General features: G+C 62.9%; 12 protein-coding genes. 4 read left to right on the top strand and 8 right to left on the bottom strand.

Going from position 1 to position 12,484, the window contains the following annotated elements:
- Nucleotides 1–24: 24 nt before the first annotated feature.
- Genes SKZ59_RS00640 through leuS form a run of 4 tightly spaced genes read right to left on the bottom strand, consistent with a single transcriptional unit; the run spans nucleotide 25 to nucleotide 5,582 of the window.
- On the bottom strand, nucleotides 25–1,296 hold the full coding sequence (locus SKZ59_RS00640; protein ID WP_319990515.1) for a glutamate-5-semialdehyde dehydrogenase: 1,272 nt from the start codon (nucleotides 1,294–1,296) through the stop codon (nucleotides 25–27).
- Nucleotides 1,297–1,313: 17 nt separating this feature from the next.
- Nucleotides 1,314–2,330 (bottom strand): DNA polymerase III subunit delta, encoded by a 1,017-nt coding sequence (gene holA / locus SKZ59_RS00635; RefSeq protein WP_058048018.1) that lies wholly within the window; start codon nucleotides 2,328–2,330, stop codon nucleotides 1,314–1,316.
- A gap of 10 nt (nucleotides 2,331–2,340) precedes the next feature.
- On the bottom strand, nucleotides 2,341–2,940 hold the full coding sequence (gene lptE, locus SKZ59_RS00630) for an LPS assembly lipoprotein LptE (RefSeq protein ID WP_319990514.1): 600 nt from the start codon (nucleotides 2,938–2,940) through the stop codon (nucleotides 2,341–2,343).
- Nucleotides 2,941–2,942: 2 nt separating this feature from the next.
- Entirely contained in the window at nucleotides 2,943–5,582 is a 2,640-nt protein-coding gene (gene leuS / locus SKZ59_RS00625) for a leucine--tRNA ligase (protein ID WP_219328086.1), read from the bottom strand.
- A 132-nt stretch (nucleotides 5,583–5,714) separates the two neighbouring features.
- Here leuS and SKZ59_RS00620 point away from each other — a divergent pair, with 132 nt between their 5' ends.
- Nucleotides 5,715–6,503: a helix-turn-helix domain-containing protein gene (locus tag SKZ59_RS00620; RefSeq protein WP_319990513.1), complete on the top strand. Its 789-nt coding sequence runs from the start codon at nucleotides 5,715–5,717 to the stop codon at nucleotides 6,501–6,503.
- Between the two features lie 77 nt (nucleotides 6,504–6,580).
- Entirely contained in the window at nucleotides 6,581–6,946 is a 366-nt protein-coding gene (locus SKZ59_RS00615; protein ID WP_034747639.1) for a VOC family protein, read from the top strand.
- Here SKZ59_RS00615 and SKZ59_RS00610 read toward each other — a convergent pair.
- Nucleotides 6,943–7,839, bottom strand: a complete 897-nt coding sequence (locus SKZ59_RS00610) for a LysR substrate-binding domain-containing protein (RefSeq protein ID WP_319990512.1) — start codon at nucleotides 7,837–7,839, stop codon at nucleotides 6,943–6,945. The genes SKZ59_RS00615 and SKZ59_RS00610 overlap by 4 nt on opposite strands.
- A gap of 161 nt (nucleotides 7,840–8,000) precedes the next feature.
- Between SKZ59_RS00610 and SKZ59_RS00605 the strand changes: the two genes are divergently transcribed.
- Both SKZ59_RS00605 and SKZ59_RS00600 read left to right on the top strand, forming a co-directional pair.
- Entirely contained in the window at nucleotides 8,001–9,179 is a 1,179-nt protein-coding gene (locus tag SKZ59_RS00605) for an acyl-CoA dehydrogenase (RefSeq protein WP_034745726.1), read from the top strand.
- Entirely contained in the window at nucleotides 9,179–10,426 is a 1,248-nt protein-coding gene (locus SKZ59_RS00600) for a CaiB/BaiF CoA-transferase family protein (RefSeq protein ID WP_319990511.1), read from the top strand. The genes SKZ59_RS00605 and SKZ59_RS00600 overlap by 1 nt, the downstream gene beginning before the upstream one ends.
- A gap of 118 nt (nucleotides 10,427–10,544) precedes the next feature.
- Here the strand turns inward: SKZ59_RS00600 and SKZ59_RS00595 are convergent, their stop codons facing one another.
- The 3 genes from SKZ59_RS00595 to SKZ59_RS00585 are packed head-to-tail and all read right to left on the bottom strand — an operon-like array spanning nucleotide 10,545 to nucleotide 12,350.
- Nucleotides 10,545–10,871 carry a barstar family protein gene (locus SKZ59_RS00595; RefSeq protein WP_319990510.1) on the bottom strand — a complete coding sequence of 109 codons (327 nt, stop codon included), beginning with the start codon at nucleotides 10,869–10,871 and terminating at the stop codon, nucleotides 10,545–10,547.
- Between the two features lie 8 nt (nucleotides 10,872–10,879).
- Nucleotides 10,880–11,689, bottom strand: coding sequence for a 4-hydroxy-tetrahydrodipicolinate reductase (gene dapB / locus SKZ59_RS00590; RefSeq protein ID WP_319990509.1), 810 nt, complete (start codon nucleotides 11,687–11,689; stop codon nucleotides 10,880–10,882).
- Between the two features lie 19 nt (nucleotides 11,690–11,708).
- Entirely contained in the window at nucleotides 11,709–12,350 is a 642-nt protein-coding gene (locus SKZ59_RS00585) for an outer membrane protein assembly factor BamE (RefSeq protein ID WP_223278887.1), read from the bottom strand.
- Nucleotides 12,351–12,484 lie beyond the last annotated feature (134 nt).

The raw sequence follows: 12,484 nt of genomic DNA, 5'->3' as shown, positions 1-12,484 counted from the left end.
CCTTGTGGGCAGCCCGCGAGGAGACTACTTGCGGATTTCGCCGTGGCCGAATACCACGTACTTGAGCGAGGTCAAACCTTCCAGGCCCACCGGACCGCGTGCGTGCAGCTTGTCGTTCGAGATGCCGATTTCGGCGCCCAGGCCATACTCAAAACCGTCGGCGAAACGCGTCGACGCGTTCACCATCACCGAGGCGGAATCGACTTCGCGCAGGAAGCGCAGCGCATCGCTGTAGTCTTCCGTGATGATCGATTCCGTGTGCTTCGATGAATACTGGTTGATGTGGTCCATCGCCTCATCGATGCCGTCGACTACCTTCACCGACAGGATGGCCGCCAGGTATTCGGTGGACCAGTCTTCCTCCGTGGCCTGTACCAGGTGCGGATAAGCGGCGGCGGCCAGGATCGCATGGCTTTCCGGATCGGCGCGCAGTTCCACCTGCTTGGTCAGGTACAGTTCGGCCAGTTGCGGCAGCACGGTGGCGGCGATGGCGCGCGACACCAACAGGGTTTCCATGGTGTTGCAGGTGCCGTAGCGGTGGCATTTCGCGTTGAAGCCAATATCGATCGCCTTCCTGATGTCGGCCTTGGCGTCGATGTAGACGTGGCAGATGCCGTCGAGGTGCTTGATCATCGGTACCGTAGCTTCTTCCATCAGGCGCGCGATCAGGCCCTTGCCGCCGCGCGGCACGATGACGTCCACGTACTGCGGCATGGTGATCAAGGCGCCGACGGCGGCGCGGTCCGTGGTGTCGATGACTTGCACCGCATCGGCCGGCAAGCCTGCTCCCTGCAAGCCTTCGGCCACCAGCTTGGCCAGCGCGCGGTTGCAGTGGATCGCTTCCGAGCCGCCGCGCAAGATCGTCGCGTTGCCGCTCTTGATGCACAGGCCGGCCGCGTCCACCGTCACGTTCGGACGCGCTTCATAGATGATGCCGATGACGCCCAGCGGCACGCGCATCTGGCCCACCTGGATGCCCGTCGGGCGGAATTTCATGTTCGAGATTTCACCGATCGGGTCGGCCAGCGAGACGATCTGCGTCAAACCTTCGACCATGGTGGCAATCGCGGCGTCGGACAGGGTCAGGCGGTCGAGCATGGCCGGCGCCAGGCCGGCGGCAGCGGCCGCATCGAGATCGCGCTGGTTGGCCGTGCGCAGCAGATCGGCATCGCGCACGATGGCGGCGGCGATCAGGCTCAAGGCGCGGTTGCGCGTGGCGCTGTCGGCACGCGCCATGGCGCGCGAAGCGGCGCGCGCGCGCGTGCCCACGTCCTGCATATATTCTGTGATGTCCATGCTCGTATCCATAAAAGTTAACCTCGGGCGATCTTCAGGCCCAGCTGCAGCATGGCGTCCCAGGCATCGCCCGCGTAGCCCTTGGCGCGCAAGCCCTTGATCATCTTGTCCACCTGCGCCGCCTGCTGCAGCGCCGCTTCCAGCACGGGCAGCGAAATGCGCCGCAGGGCCGGTTCCATCATCCGCTCGCGCGGACCCCAGATGCGGTATTCCTTCAGCAGCGCGCCCAATGGACGCCCTTGCGCCATGCCGGCCTTCAATTTTAACAGCGTGCGGATTTCCTCGGAGACGGCCCACAAGACCAGCGGCAGCGCCTCGCCCTCGCCTTTCAAGCCTTCGAGCATGCGCACCAGGCGCGCCGGATCGCCGGCCAGCATGGCTTCGGACAGCTTGAAGACATCGTAGCGGGCCACGTTCAGCACCGCGTCCTGCACTTGTTCGTACGTCAGCTTGCCCGCGGCATGCAGCAAGCCCAGTTTCTGGATTTCCTGGTGCGCCGCCAGCAAGTTGCCTTCCACCCGCTCGGCGATGAAGTCGATGCTGGCCCGTTCGGCACTTTGTCCCTGCGCGGCCAGGCGCTGCGATATCCATGCCGGCAACTGCGCCCGTTCCACATTCGGAATATCGATATACACGGCCGCCTGCTGCAGGCTGGCGACCCAGGCCGCCTTCTGCGTGGCCCAGTCCAGCTTGGGCAAGGTGATCAGGGTCAGATTATCGGGACTGAGGTTTTTGGCGTAGCTTTGCAGCGCCGCGCCGCCATCCTTGCCCGGCTTGCCGGTGGGGATGCGCAGCTCGATCAGTTTTTTATCGCCGAACAGCGACAGCTCCTGGTTCGCCGCCAGCAGTTCGCCCCACTTGAAGCTGCGCTCCACCGTCAGCACGTCGCGCTCGGAATACCCTTGCGCGCGCGCCGCGCGGCGGATCTTGTCGGCCGCTTCCAGCGCCAGCAGGTGTTCGTCGCTGGTGATCACATACAGCTGCGCCAGCGGCTTGGCCACATGCCCATCGAGCGCGTCTATCCGCAATTGCATGGCGTCCCCGTTACTGCTGCGGGGCTACCGGCGCGACCGGCGTCACGGGCGCTACTGGCGCCACCGACATGGCCGGCAGCACCGGCTTGATGGCGGCCAGACGGCGCATGATCTGCTGCACCAGGTCGTTGCGCATGTCGCGGTACAGCGCCGCTTCCTCGGTTTCCTTGGCCAGCACCTGTCTGTCGTCGAAGGTGATAGGACGCACCAGGCTGATGGTCGTCGGTGCCAGCAACTGGTTGCCGGCCTTGTCCAATACGCGGAAATTGATCGCATAGCCGAGTTGGTACTCTTGTACGCGGCCGCTGGTATTCAGGGACAAAATGGTCTTGGTACGATTCCTCTCCGGATCGCTGAGCACCTCAAGAACGGCGTCGGCGCCATCCTTGGTATTGACCACCTCCGTGCTGCCAATGGCGCGGATATAGCGCTTCAGGCCGATCGCCAGCGGCGACGAGTCGGGCAAGCCGATGTACATCGTCGCGAACGGCAGCATGAAACTGCCGTTCGAACCGCGCAAGTGAAAGCCGCAGGCTGACAGCAGGACGGTCAGGCCCAGCGCCAGCACGGCGCGGCGGCCCAACAGCGATACTTGAGAGGAAGTCGTCATGATTACACCACGATGCTGATTAACTTGCCTGGCACGACGATGATCTTCTTCGGCGTGGTCTCGACGTACTTCTGCACACTTTCGCACGCCAGCGCGGCCGCTTCGATGCTGGCCTTGTCCGCATCCTTGGCGACCGTGATCGAGCCGCGCAGCTTGCCGTTCACCTGGATCATCATCTCGATCTCGGACTGTTCCAATGCGGCCGGGTCGACCTGCGGCCATGCCACGTTGAGCAGATCGCCGTGCACGCCAGCGTAACCGAGTTCCTGCCACAGCACGTGGGTGATGTGCGGCGCGACAGGGTTAAGCAGGCGCAGGAAGATGGAGAAGCCTTCGGCGATCAGCGCCTTCGACTGCGCGCTGTCATCGAGCTTCGCCGATTCCAGCGTATTGAGCATCTTCATGCAGGCCGACACCACGGTGTTGTACTGGATGCGCTTCAAGTCGTAATCGGCTTGCTGCAGCAGCTTGTGCAATTCGCGGCGCAGGTTTTTCTGCGCGTCGCCCGTGGCCGGTGCGGCACCGCCAGCCAGTGCGGCCTGGATCGTGGCCGACTGCGCGTAACCGAAGTTCCACACGCGGCGCAGGAAGCGGTTAGCGCCTTCGACGCCGCTGCCCGACCATTCCAGCGTCTGTTCCGGCGGCGAAGCGAACATGGTGAACAGGCGGGCCGTGTCGGCTCCGTACTGCTCGATCTGCGCTTGCGGGTCGATACCGTTGTTCTTCGACTTCGACATTTTTTCCGTGCCGCCGATTTCCACCGGCTGGCCATCGGCCACCAGGACGGCGCTTTGCGGGCGGCCCTTGTCATCGAGCGACAAGCGCACGTCGTCCGGGTTGAACCAGGTGGTCTTGCCCGCCGCGTCCTTGCGGAAGTAGGTTTCGTTGAGCACCATGCCCTGCGTCAGCAGGTTGACGAATGGCTCGTCGAACTTGACCAGGCCGAAGTCGCGCATGATCTTGGTCCAGAAGCGCGCGTACAGCAAGTGCATGACGGCGTGTTCGATGCCGCCGATGTACTGGTCCATCGGCATCCAGTAATCGTTGCGCGCGTCGACCATGGCGTCGTTCGAGCCTGGCGAGGTATAGCGCATGTAGTACCACGACGAATCGACGAAGGTATCCATGGTGTCCGTCTCGCGGCGCGCCGGCTTGCCGCACTGCGGGCAGTCGCACTGCAAAAAGGCTTCATATTTGTTCAGCGGATTGCCCGTGCCGTCCGGCACGCAGTCTTCCGGCAGCACTACCGGCAAGTCTTTTTCCGGCACCGGTACCACGCCGCAATCGGCGCAATGGATCATCGGGATCGGCGTGCCCCAGTAGCGCTGGCGCGAAATGCCCCAGTCGCGCAGGCGGAACGTGGTTTTCTTTTCGCCCAGGCCCAGTTCGGCCAGGTCGGCCGCCACCGCATCGACGGCGGAAGCGAAATGCAAGCCGTCGTATTTGCCGGAAGCGACGCAGACGCCGTCCTTGCTGCCATACGATTCCTGCCAGGCGTCCGTCGAAAATTCCTGGCCCTTGACTTCGATCACTTGCTTGATTGGCAGATTGTATTTCTTGGCAAAGCCGAAATCGCGCTCGTCGTGCGCCGGCACGCCCATCACGGCGCCATCGCCGTAGGTGATCAGGACGTAGTTGCCGACCCAGACTTCCACTTGCGCGCCCGTCAACGGATGGGTGACGAACAGGCCGGTCGGCATGCCCTTCTTCTCCATCGTTGCCATGTCCGCTTCGATCACGGAACCGAGCTTGCATTCGGCGTTGAAGGCCGCCAGCGCAGGATTGCTTTGCGCGGCGTGGATGGCCAGCGGGTGCTCGGCGGCCACGGCGCAGAAGGTCACGCCCATGACGGTGTCAGGACGCGTGGTAAACACATACAGCTTGCCGTCGCCGATCAGAGCGCCTTCGGCATCCGCGATTGTGTGCGGGAAGGCGAAACGCACGCCCGTCGACTTGCCGATCCAGTTGGTCTGCATGATGCGCACGCGCTCGGGCCAGCCCGGCAACTTGTCGTCCACATAGGCCAGCAATTCTTCCGCGTAATCGGTGATGCGCGCGTAGTACATGGGGATTTCGCGCTTTTCGATCAGCGCGCCCGAACGCCAGCCCTTGCCATCGACCACTTGTTCGTTGGCCAGCACGGTCTGGTCGATCGGGTCCCAGTTCACGGTACCGGTCTTCTTGTAGATGATGCCTTTTTCCAGCATCTTGAGGAACATCCACTGGTTCCATTTGTAGTATTCAGGCTTGCAGGCGGTCATTTCGCGCGACCAGTCGATGGCCAGGCCCATCGATTCCATCTGCTGCTTCATGTGGGCAATGTTCGAGTACGTCCATTGCGCGGGCGGCACGTTGTTGGCCATGGCCGCGTTTTCCGCCGGCATGCCGAACGCATCCCAGCCCATCGGCATGAGCACGTTGTAGCCGTTCATGCGCAGGTAGCGGTACATCACATCATTGATCGTATAGTTGCGCACGTGACCCATGTGCAGCTTGCCCGAAGGGTAAGGCAGCATCGAGCAGGCAAAATACTTGCCTTTCGGGAAACGCGGGTCGTGTTCGACGGCTTTATAGGCGTCGATCGCCTTCCAGTGCGATTGGGCGGCTTGTTCGACGTCGGCGGGACTATATTTATCTTGCATGATGTGCGGCCAATAGTGGATATGAACCGAGCATTATACTGGTTGTCGCCGCTCGATAGCGCGGCGCGCTGGCGGCCCGGGCGCGCATATTTTGGCCGGCGCACAATTATGCTGTGTAAGATATACGCAATCTTGTTCTTTGCATCAAAGCCGGCCATGATCGTCTACCAGGAATATCCGCCCATCCCCGCCCTGCGGCCCTGGCTGGAGTGCGTCTGGACGTGCCGCGTGCAGACGGGCGCCACGCCCTTCACGCACCAGGTCTTGCCCGACAATTGCATCGACATCCTGTGCCAGGACCAGCAGGACGCCAGCTTTGCCGTCGGCATGATGACGGCGCCCATTGCCGTCGTCAGCCAGGGCCTCGTGCAAACGGTGGCGGCCCGCTTCAAACCGGGCGCGGCGGCACGCTTCTTCCAGCTGCCCTTGTGTGAACTCAACGATGGCCGCACGGGATTGCAGCAGCTGTGGGGCCGCGAGCTGGCGGCGCGCCTCGGTGACGCGCTATGGAGCGAGCCTTTGAGCAACGTGCAACGAGTTTCCATTTTGCAAGAATATCTGCTGCTGCGCTTGCGCACCGCGCCGCCACGGCGCCAGGCTGGCGCGGCCGACCACGCGATCGCGGCCATCGAGGCGGCATCGGGTCAGGTGCGCGTGGATGGCCTGGCGCGGCAACTGGGCGTGTCGCGCCAGCACCTGGCGCTGCAATTTCGCCAGCAAGTGGGCATCAGCCCGAAGCTGTTTGCCCGCATCTGCCGCTTTCGCGCGGCCAGCCAGGGCATGCGAAGTCTGGCGGGCCAGCAGGACTGGGCGCAAGTGGCCTTGCAATATGGCTATTTCGACCAGTCGCACCTGATCCACGACTTCCAGGATTTCGCCCGCAGTTCGCCCGAGGCGTGGCTGGCGGGTCGGCGCACTTGAATACCTTCCATTTTTACAATCACACGCCGCGCGCCGGTGGCATGATGACCGTATTCTTCATTCATCAGGAGTAGCACATGATCAAAGGTTTACGCACCGTCACCTATCCCGTCCCCGACCTGGACAAGGCCAAGGCCTGGTACAGCCAGGTATTCGGCACGGCGCCATATTTCGACCAGCCCTTCTATGTCGGCTTCAATATCGGCGGCTTCGAGCTGGGCTTGCTGCCGGACGGCCAGCCGGGCACGCAGGGCAGCGTGACGTACTGGGGCGTGGACGGCATCGAGGCAGAGGTCGAACGCATCGTTGCGCTGGGCGGCACCCTGCACCACCCGCTCACGGACGTGGGCGACGGCATCCGCACGGTGGAATTGCTCGACCCGTTCGGCAACCAGATCGGCCTGATCGACAATCCCCATTTCGATACCGCCAAGGTCGCCTAGGCCGCCTCGTCCTGCAACCATTGCCGGAACTGCTGCAAAGCCAGTTTTTCATGCGCCGCCTCGGGCGTGATCAGGTAATACGCGCGCTGGCCGCGCAGTGGGCGCTCGCATGCGATGCGCAATTCGCCGCGCGCCAGTTCCGCTTCGACCAGCATACGCGGCAGCAAGACCACGCCCTGCCCCTGCACGGCCGCCATGGCCAGCATGGAAAACAGCTCATAGCGGGCGCCGTAGCGCGCCAGTTCCCCATCGACCTGCATGGCGTCAAACCACTGGCGCCAGGCGCCCGGGCGCGTACTTTGCTGCAACAAGGTCAATTCCAATAAATCCTGCGGCTGCCAGTCGCTGCGCGCGGCCAACAGGCGGGGGCTGGCGACGGGCACGATTTCTTCATGCATGAGCAAGGTGGCGCGCGTGCCGGGCCAGCGCGCCAGTTGCTCGGGCGTGCCCGCGTACAGGGCGCCGTCGTATTCCGTATCGGCAAACATGAACGGTTTCGTGTAGGCGTCGATATGCACGACGATGTCCTGGTGCAAGCCCGCCAGTGAAGCCAGCCGCGGCATCAGCCAGCGCGTGGCAAACGTGGGGACCGAAGCCAGCTGCAAGGCCCCGCCACCGCCCTGGCGCGCCATGGTGTCGAGCGTGTCGCGCTCGAGGCCATCGAGACGCGCCGCGATCTGCCGCGCATACGCGGCGCCGGCGCTGGTCAGCAGCACGCCATGGCGCGTGCGCTGGAACAGTTGCACGCCGAGAAAGCTTTCCAGGGATGAAATCTGGCGAGACACGGCACTTTGCGTCAGCGACAGTTCGCGCGCCGCATGCGTGTAGCTCTGGTGCCGCGCAGCCGCCTCGAAGCAGTTCAGGGCTTGCAGCATGGGAATTTTGCGTGACATGGGGAGTATCCGGCCGGTGAAAGGCTCCTAGTATGCCGCAAGATATGCGCCACACGCATGTCTGGGTGCGAAAAAATCGTTTGCGCAAGGCTAGGCAAAAACCTACCATGAGCCATATTCAATCTTGCGCCGGTCACCGGCGCTCACCTGCGAGGCCTGTGATGAGCAAAACCGTATTCGACTGGAATTCCCCCCTGCTGCTGGAAGAACAACTGACGGGCGATGAACGCGCCGTGCTGGAAGCGGCCCGCGACTATTGCCAGGGCAGCCTGGTGCCACGCGTACTCGAATCGTTCCGCCATGGCCGCACGGATGCGGCCATCTTCCGCGAAATGGGCGAGCTGGGCTTGCTGGGCACCACCATTCCCGAAGAATACGGCGGCGCCGGCCTGAACTATGTTTGCTACGGCCTGGCCGCACGCGAAGTCGAGCGCGTCGATTCGGGCTACCGTTCGATGATGAGCGTGCAATCGTCCTTGGTGATGGTGCCGATCAACGCCTTCGGCAACGAAGAAACCAAACAGAAATACCTGCCGAAACTGGCGACGGGCGAATACATCGGCTGCTTCGGCCTGACGGAACCGAACCACGGCTCCGACCCTGGCAGCATGGTCACGCGCGCCCGTAAAGTGCCGGGCGGCTACAGCCTGTCGGGCGCAAAGATGTGGATCACCAACAGCCCGATCGCCGACGTGTTCGTCGTCTGGGCCAAGGACGATGAAGGCGCGATCCGCGGCTTCGTGCTGGAAAAAGGCTGGAAAGGCTTGTCGGCGCCGGAAATCCACGGCAAGGTCGGCTTGCGCACCAGCATCACCGGTGAAATCGTCATGGATGAAGTATTTTGCCCTGAAGAAAACGCCTTCCCCGACGTGCGCGGCCTGAAAGGCCCGTTCACTTGCCTGAACAGCGCCCGCTACGGCATTGCCTGGGGCGCGCTGGGTGCGGCCGAAGACTGCTACCTGAAAGCACGCCAGTACACGATGGACCGCCAGCAATTCGGCCGCCCATTGGCCGCGAACCAGCTGGTGCAAAAGAAACTGGCCGACATGCTGACGGAAATCACCATGGGCTTGCAAGGCTGCTTGCGCCTGGGCCGCATGAAGGATGAAGGCTCGCCCGCCGTGGAAATCACCTCGATCATGAAACGCAACAGCTGCGGCAAGGCGCTCGATATTGCCAGAGTGGCGCGCGACATGATGGGTGGCAACGGCATTTCCGACGAGTTCGGCGTCATCCGCCACCTGGTCAACCTGGAAGTGGTCAACACCTATGAAGGCACGCACGACGTGCACGCGCTGATCATCGGCCGCGCCATCACCGGCATCGCCGCCTTCAACTAATGGACGCCTTGGCTTCCACCTTGCGGCCCGCGCCGCTGACCGGCTTGCGCGTGCTCGACCTGTCGCGCGTGCTCGCCGGCCCGTGGGCCGGGCAAATGCTGGCCGACCTGGGCGCCGACGTCGTCAAGGTGGAACAGCCTGGCCGCGGCGACGACACGCGCTCCTGGGGCCCGCCGTATCTGAAAGACGAGGATGGCCGCGACACGGCCGAGGCCGCCTATTTCCAGTGCGCCAACCGCAACAAGCGCTCCCTGTGCATCGACCTGGCCGCGCTAGAAGGGCAAGCGCTGGTGCGCAAGCTGGCTGCCGAATCGGACGTGCTGCTGGAAAATTTCAAGCTGGACGGTTTGAAGCAATATGGCCTCGATGCGGCCAGCTTGCTGGCACTCAACCCGCGTCTCGTCTACTGCTCCATCACGGGCTTCGGCCAGGATGGGCCGTACGCGGCGCGCGCCGGCTATGACTTCCTGATCCAGGGCATGGGCGGCTTGATGAGCATCACGGGCGTGCCTGATGGCCAGCCGGGCGCCGGGCCGCAAAAAGTGGGCGTGGCGCAGACGGACATCCTGACGGGCCTGTACGCCACCATCGCCGTGCAGGCGGCGCTGGCCGAACGGGAACGCTCGGGCCTGGGCCAGCATATCGACCTGGCCTTGCTCGACGTGCAGGTGGCGGCGCTGGGCAACCAGGCGGCCAATTACCTGTGCGGCGGCAAAGTGCCGCAGCGCATGGGCAATGCGCACCCGAACATCGTGCCTTACCAGGACTTTCCCACGGCCGATGGCGACATGATTCTGGCGATCGGCAACGATGGGCAGTTTTCGCGCTTTTGCGCCGTCGCCGGCCACCCGGAATGGGCGCAGGATGAACGCTTCGCCACCAATCCGCAGCGTGTGGCGCACCGGGCGATATTGATCCCCTTGATGCGCCAGACCACGGTCATGCGCACGACGGCCGAGTGGATCAGCGCGTTCGAGGCGCAAGCCGTGCCCTGCGGTCCCGTCAACCGCATCGACCAGGTCTTTGCCGACCCGCAAGTGGTGGCGCGTGGCTTGAAAGTGGAGATGCCGCACCCGACGGCGGGCACGGTGGCGCTGGTGGCCAATCCCGTGCGCCTGTCTCAGTCTCCGGTGCAATACCGTTTGCCGCCGCCGTTGCTGGGGCAGCATACGCAGGAAGTGCTGCAACAGTGGCTGGGATTGGACAGTGCGGAAATTGACGGCTTGCGTGAGCGCAAGGTGGTGTAAAGATTGATTGGAAGAACGTAGGTCGGATTAGCGCTTGCGCGTAATCCGACACCGCACCCAGCGCCAACAATGTTGTCGGATTACGGCCCGCAGGGCCTAATCCGACCTACGATTCTATTTACTTGAGTACCAGCTTCAACGCCGGCTTTTCGCCGTAATCGTCGTAGCGCTCATTGATGCCGGCGATACAGAACGTGATTTCTTCCAGTAAATCAGGCACTTGCGCCTTCATGGTCTCCGCATCCTGCACAACAATCTCGAGCACTTCGTTCGGCTTCAAACGGAATTGCGTCATGTTTTCGTCATCGCGCAAATAGCTGAGGCAATCGACCCAGGCATCCATGCTGTTGCCGTAGAACTCGGGGAAACCGAAGGCTTGCACGCATTGCGCGTGAAAGCTCGCTTCGTCGCTGATGTCTTTTCCATTCAGGATGGCAGTGGCCATGGTGCTCCTCAGCTCTTCAGCGACAGCACATCCTGCATGTCGAACAGGCCGGTCGGCTTGTCGGCCAGGAAACGCGCGGCGCGCAGGGCGCCGTGGGCGTAGGTGACGCGGCTGCTCGACTTGTGGCTGATCTCGATGCGCTCGCCGATGCCGGCAAACAGCACCGTATGGTCGCCGACGATATCGCCGCCGCGGATGGTGGCAAAGCCGATGGTCGACGGATCGCGTTCGCCCGTCACGCCTTCGCGGCCGTAGACGGCGCATTCCTTCAGGTCGCGGCCCAGGGCGCCGGCCACCACTTCACCCATTTGCAGGGCGGTGCCCGATGGCGCATCGACCTTGTGGCGGTGATGCGCTTCGATGATTTCAATGTCATAACCTTCGGACAGGCTTTTCGCGGCCAGTTCCAGCAGCTTCATGGTGACGTTTACGCCCACGCTCATGTTCGGTGCGAACATGATGGCCGTCTTTTCGGCGGCGGCGGCAATGGCGGCCTTGCCAGCGTCATCGAAACCGGTGGTGCCGATGATCATCTTGATGCCGTGCTCGGCGCAATACGCCAGGTGCTGCAAAGTGCCTTCAGGGCGCGTGAAGTCGATCAGGTAATCGGCGCCGGCCAGGCCGGTGGCCAGGTCGGACTCGATCAGCACGCCGGCAGGCTTGCCGAGGAAAGCGGCGGCATCCTGGCCGACGGACGGTGAGCCGGCGCGGTCGAGCGCGCCAGCGAGCACGGCGTCGGGCGCGTTGCTGACCGCTTCGATCAGGATATGGCCCATGCGGCCGCTGGCGCCAGCGATGGCGATTTTCAGTTCAGTCATTTTATTCTCTTACAACAGCTTATTTGATGGGTTCGGCAGCAGGTGCAGGTGCCGGCTCGGCGGCAGGCGCCGTTGCGGGTGCAGGGGCAACTTCAGGCTTGCTCACAGGAATAGCGGGGGCGGCATCGGCCGGCACCGGCACGGCGCTTGGCGCCACGGGCGATGGCACGACGGCGGCAGGCACGTCGGCCTTGGCGACCTTGGCGAATGGCGACGGACCGGCGATACGGTCGATGTATTCTTTCTCCGTCGGCAAGTTGCCGCCTTCGAAACGTTCCACTTTGCCATCCTTGCCGAAGTACACAACCACGCGGCTGCTGGTGGTTTCGCCACTGCCCCGGGCCAGGCGGAATGGGTAATCCCAGCGGTCGGCATGGAAGATATCGGTCAGCAGCGAGGTGCCGAGGACGAAACGCACCTGGTCGCGCGTCATGCCCACTTTCAACTGGGCCAGCATCTCTTCGGAGACAAAGTTGCCTTGTTGAATGTCAGGACGATAGGGCGAGAAAAACCACATGAATTTTTGCAGCGGCGTAATAGTGGTCGTTTGTGCGCCCTGTTCGGGGACCAGTTCCTTGCCTTCTTTTTGAGCAGCTGCCGGCTTTTCGCCAAGGATGCCACGGCTGGCGCAGCCGGACATGGCCAGCGCGACACAGACCATGCCTGCCACGACTGGTGCTCGGAATGAAATACGGTGCCAGAGAGATGGCAATACAGCCGGTGTTACGCGCATAAATGACCTCAATTTGATGAACAAAACGCCAGGAGTGGCCGGCCTGCCAAAAAATGCATATT

It is taken from the genome of Janthinobacterium sp. GMG2 (assembly GCF_033949445.1).
Lineage (GTDB): Bacteria > Pseudomonadota > Gammaproteobacteria > Burkholderiales > Burkholderiaceae_D > Janthinobacterium > Janthinobacterium aestuarii.
This window is presented reverse-complemented; position numbering and strand designations above follow the sequence as displayed.

Coding starts and splice junctions, on each gene's coding strand:
- SKZ59_RS00640 (WP_319990515.1), bottom strand. CDS start 1,296: ATGGACATCACAGAATATATGCAGGACGTGGGCACGCGCGCGCGCGCC.
- holA (WP_058048018.1), bottom strand. CDS start 2,330: ATGCAATTGCGGATAGACGCGCTCGATGGGCATGTGGCCAAGCCGCTG.
- lptE (WP_319990514.1), bottom strand. CDS start 2,940: ATGACGACTTCCTCTCAAGTATCGCTGTTGGGCCGCCGCGCCGTGCTG.
- leuS (WP_219328086.1), bottom strand. CDS start 5,582: ATGCAAGATAAATATAGTCCCGCCGACGTCGAACAAGCCGCCCAATCG.
- SKZ59_RS00615 (WP_034747639.1), top strand. CDS start 6,581: ATGATCAAAGGTTTACGCACCGTCACCTATCCCGTCCCCGACCTGGAC.
- SKZ59_RS00610 (WP_319990512.1), bottom strand. CDS start 7,839: ATGTCACGCAAAATTCCCATGCTGCAAGCCCTGAACTGCTTCGAGGCG.
- SKZ59_RS00605 (WP_034745726.1), top strand. CDS start 8,001: ATGAGCAAAACCGTATTCGACTGGAATTCCCCCCTGCTGCTGGAAGAA.
- SKZ59_RS00600 (WP_319990511.1), top strand. CDS start 9,179: ATGGACGCCTTGGCTTCCACCTTGCGGCCCGCGCCGCTGACCGGCTTG.
- SKZ59_RS00595 (WP_319990510.1), bottom strand. CDS start 10,871: ATGGCCACTGCCATCCTGAATGGAAAAGACATCAGCGACGAAGCGAGC.
- dapB (WP_319990509.1), bottom strand. CDS start 11,689: ATGACTGAACTGAAAATCGCCATCGCTGGCGCCAGCGGCCGCATGGGC.
- SKZ59_RS00585 (WP_223278887.1), bottom strand. CDS start 12,350: ATGGTCTGTGTCGCGCTGGCCATGTCCGGCTGCGCCAGCCGTGGCATC.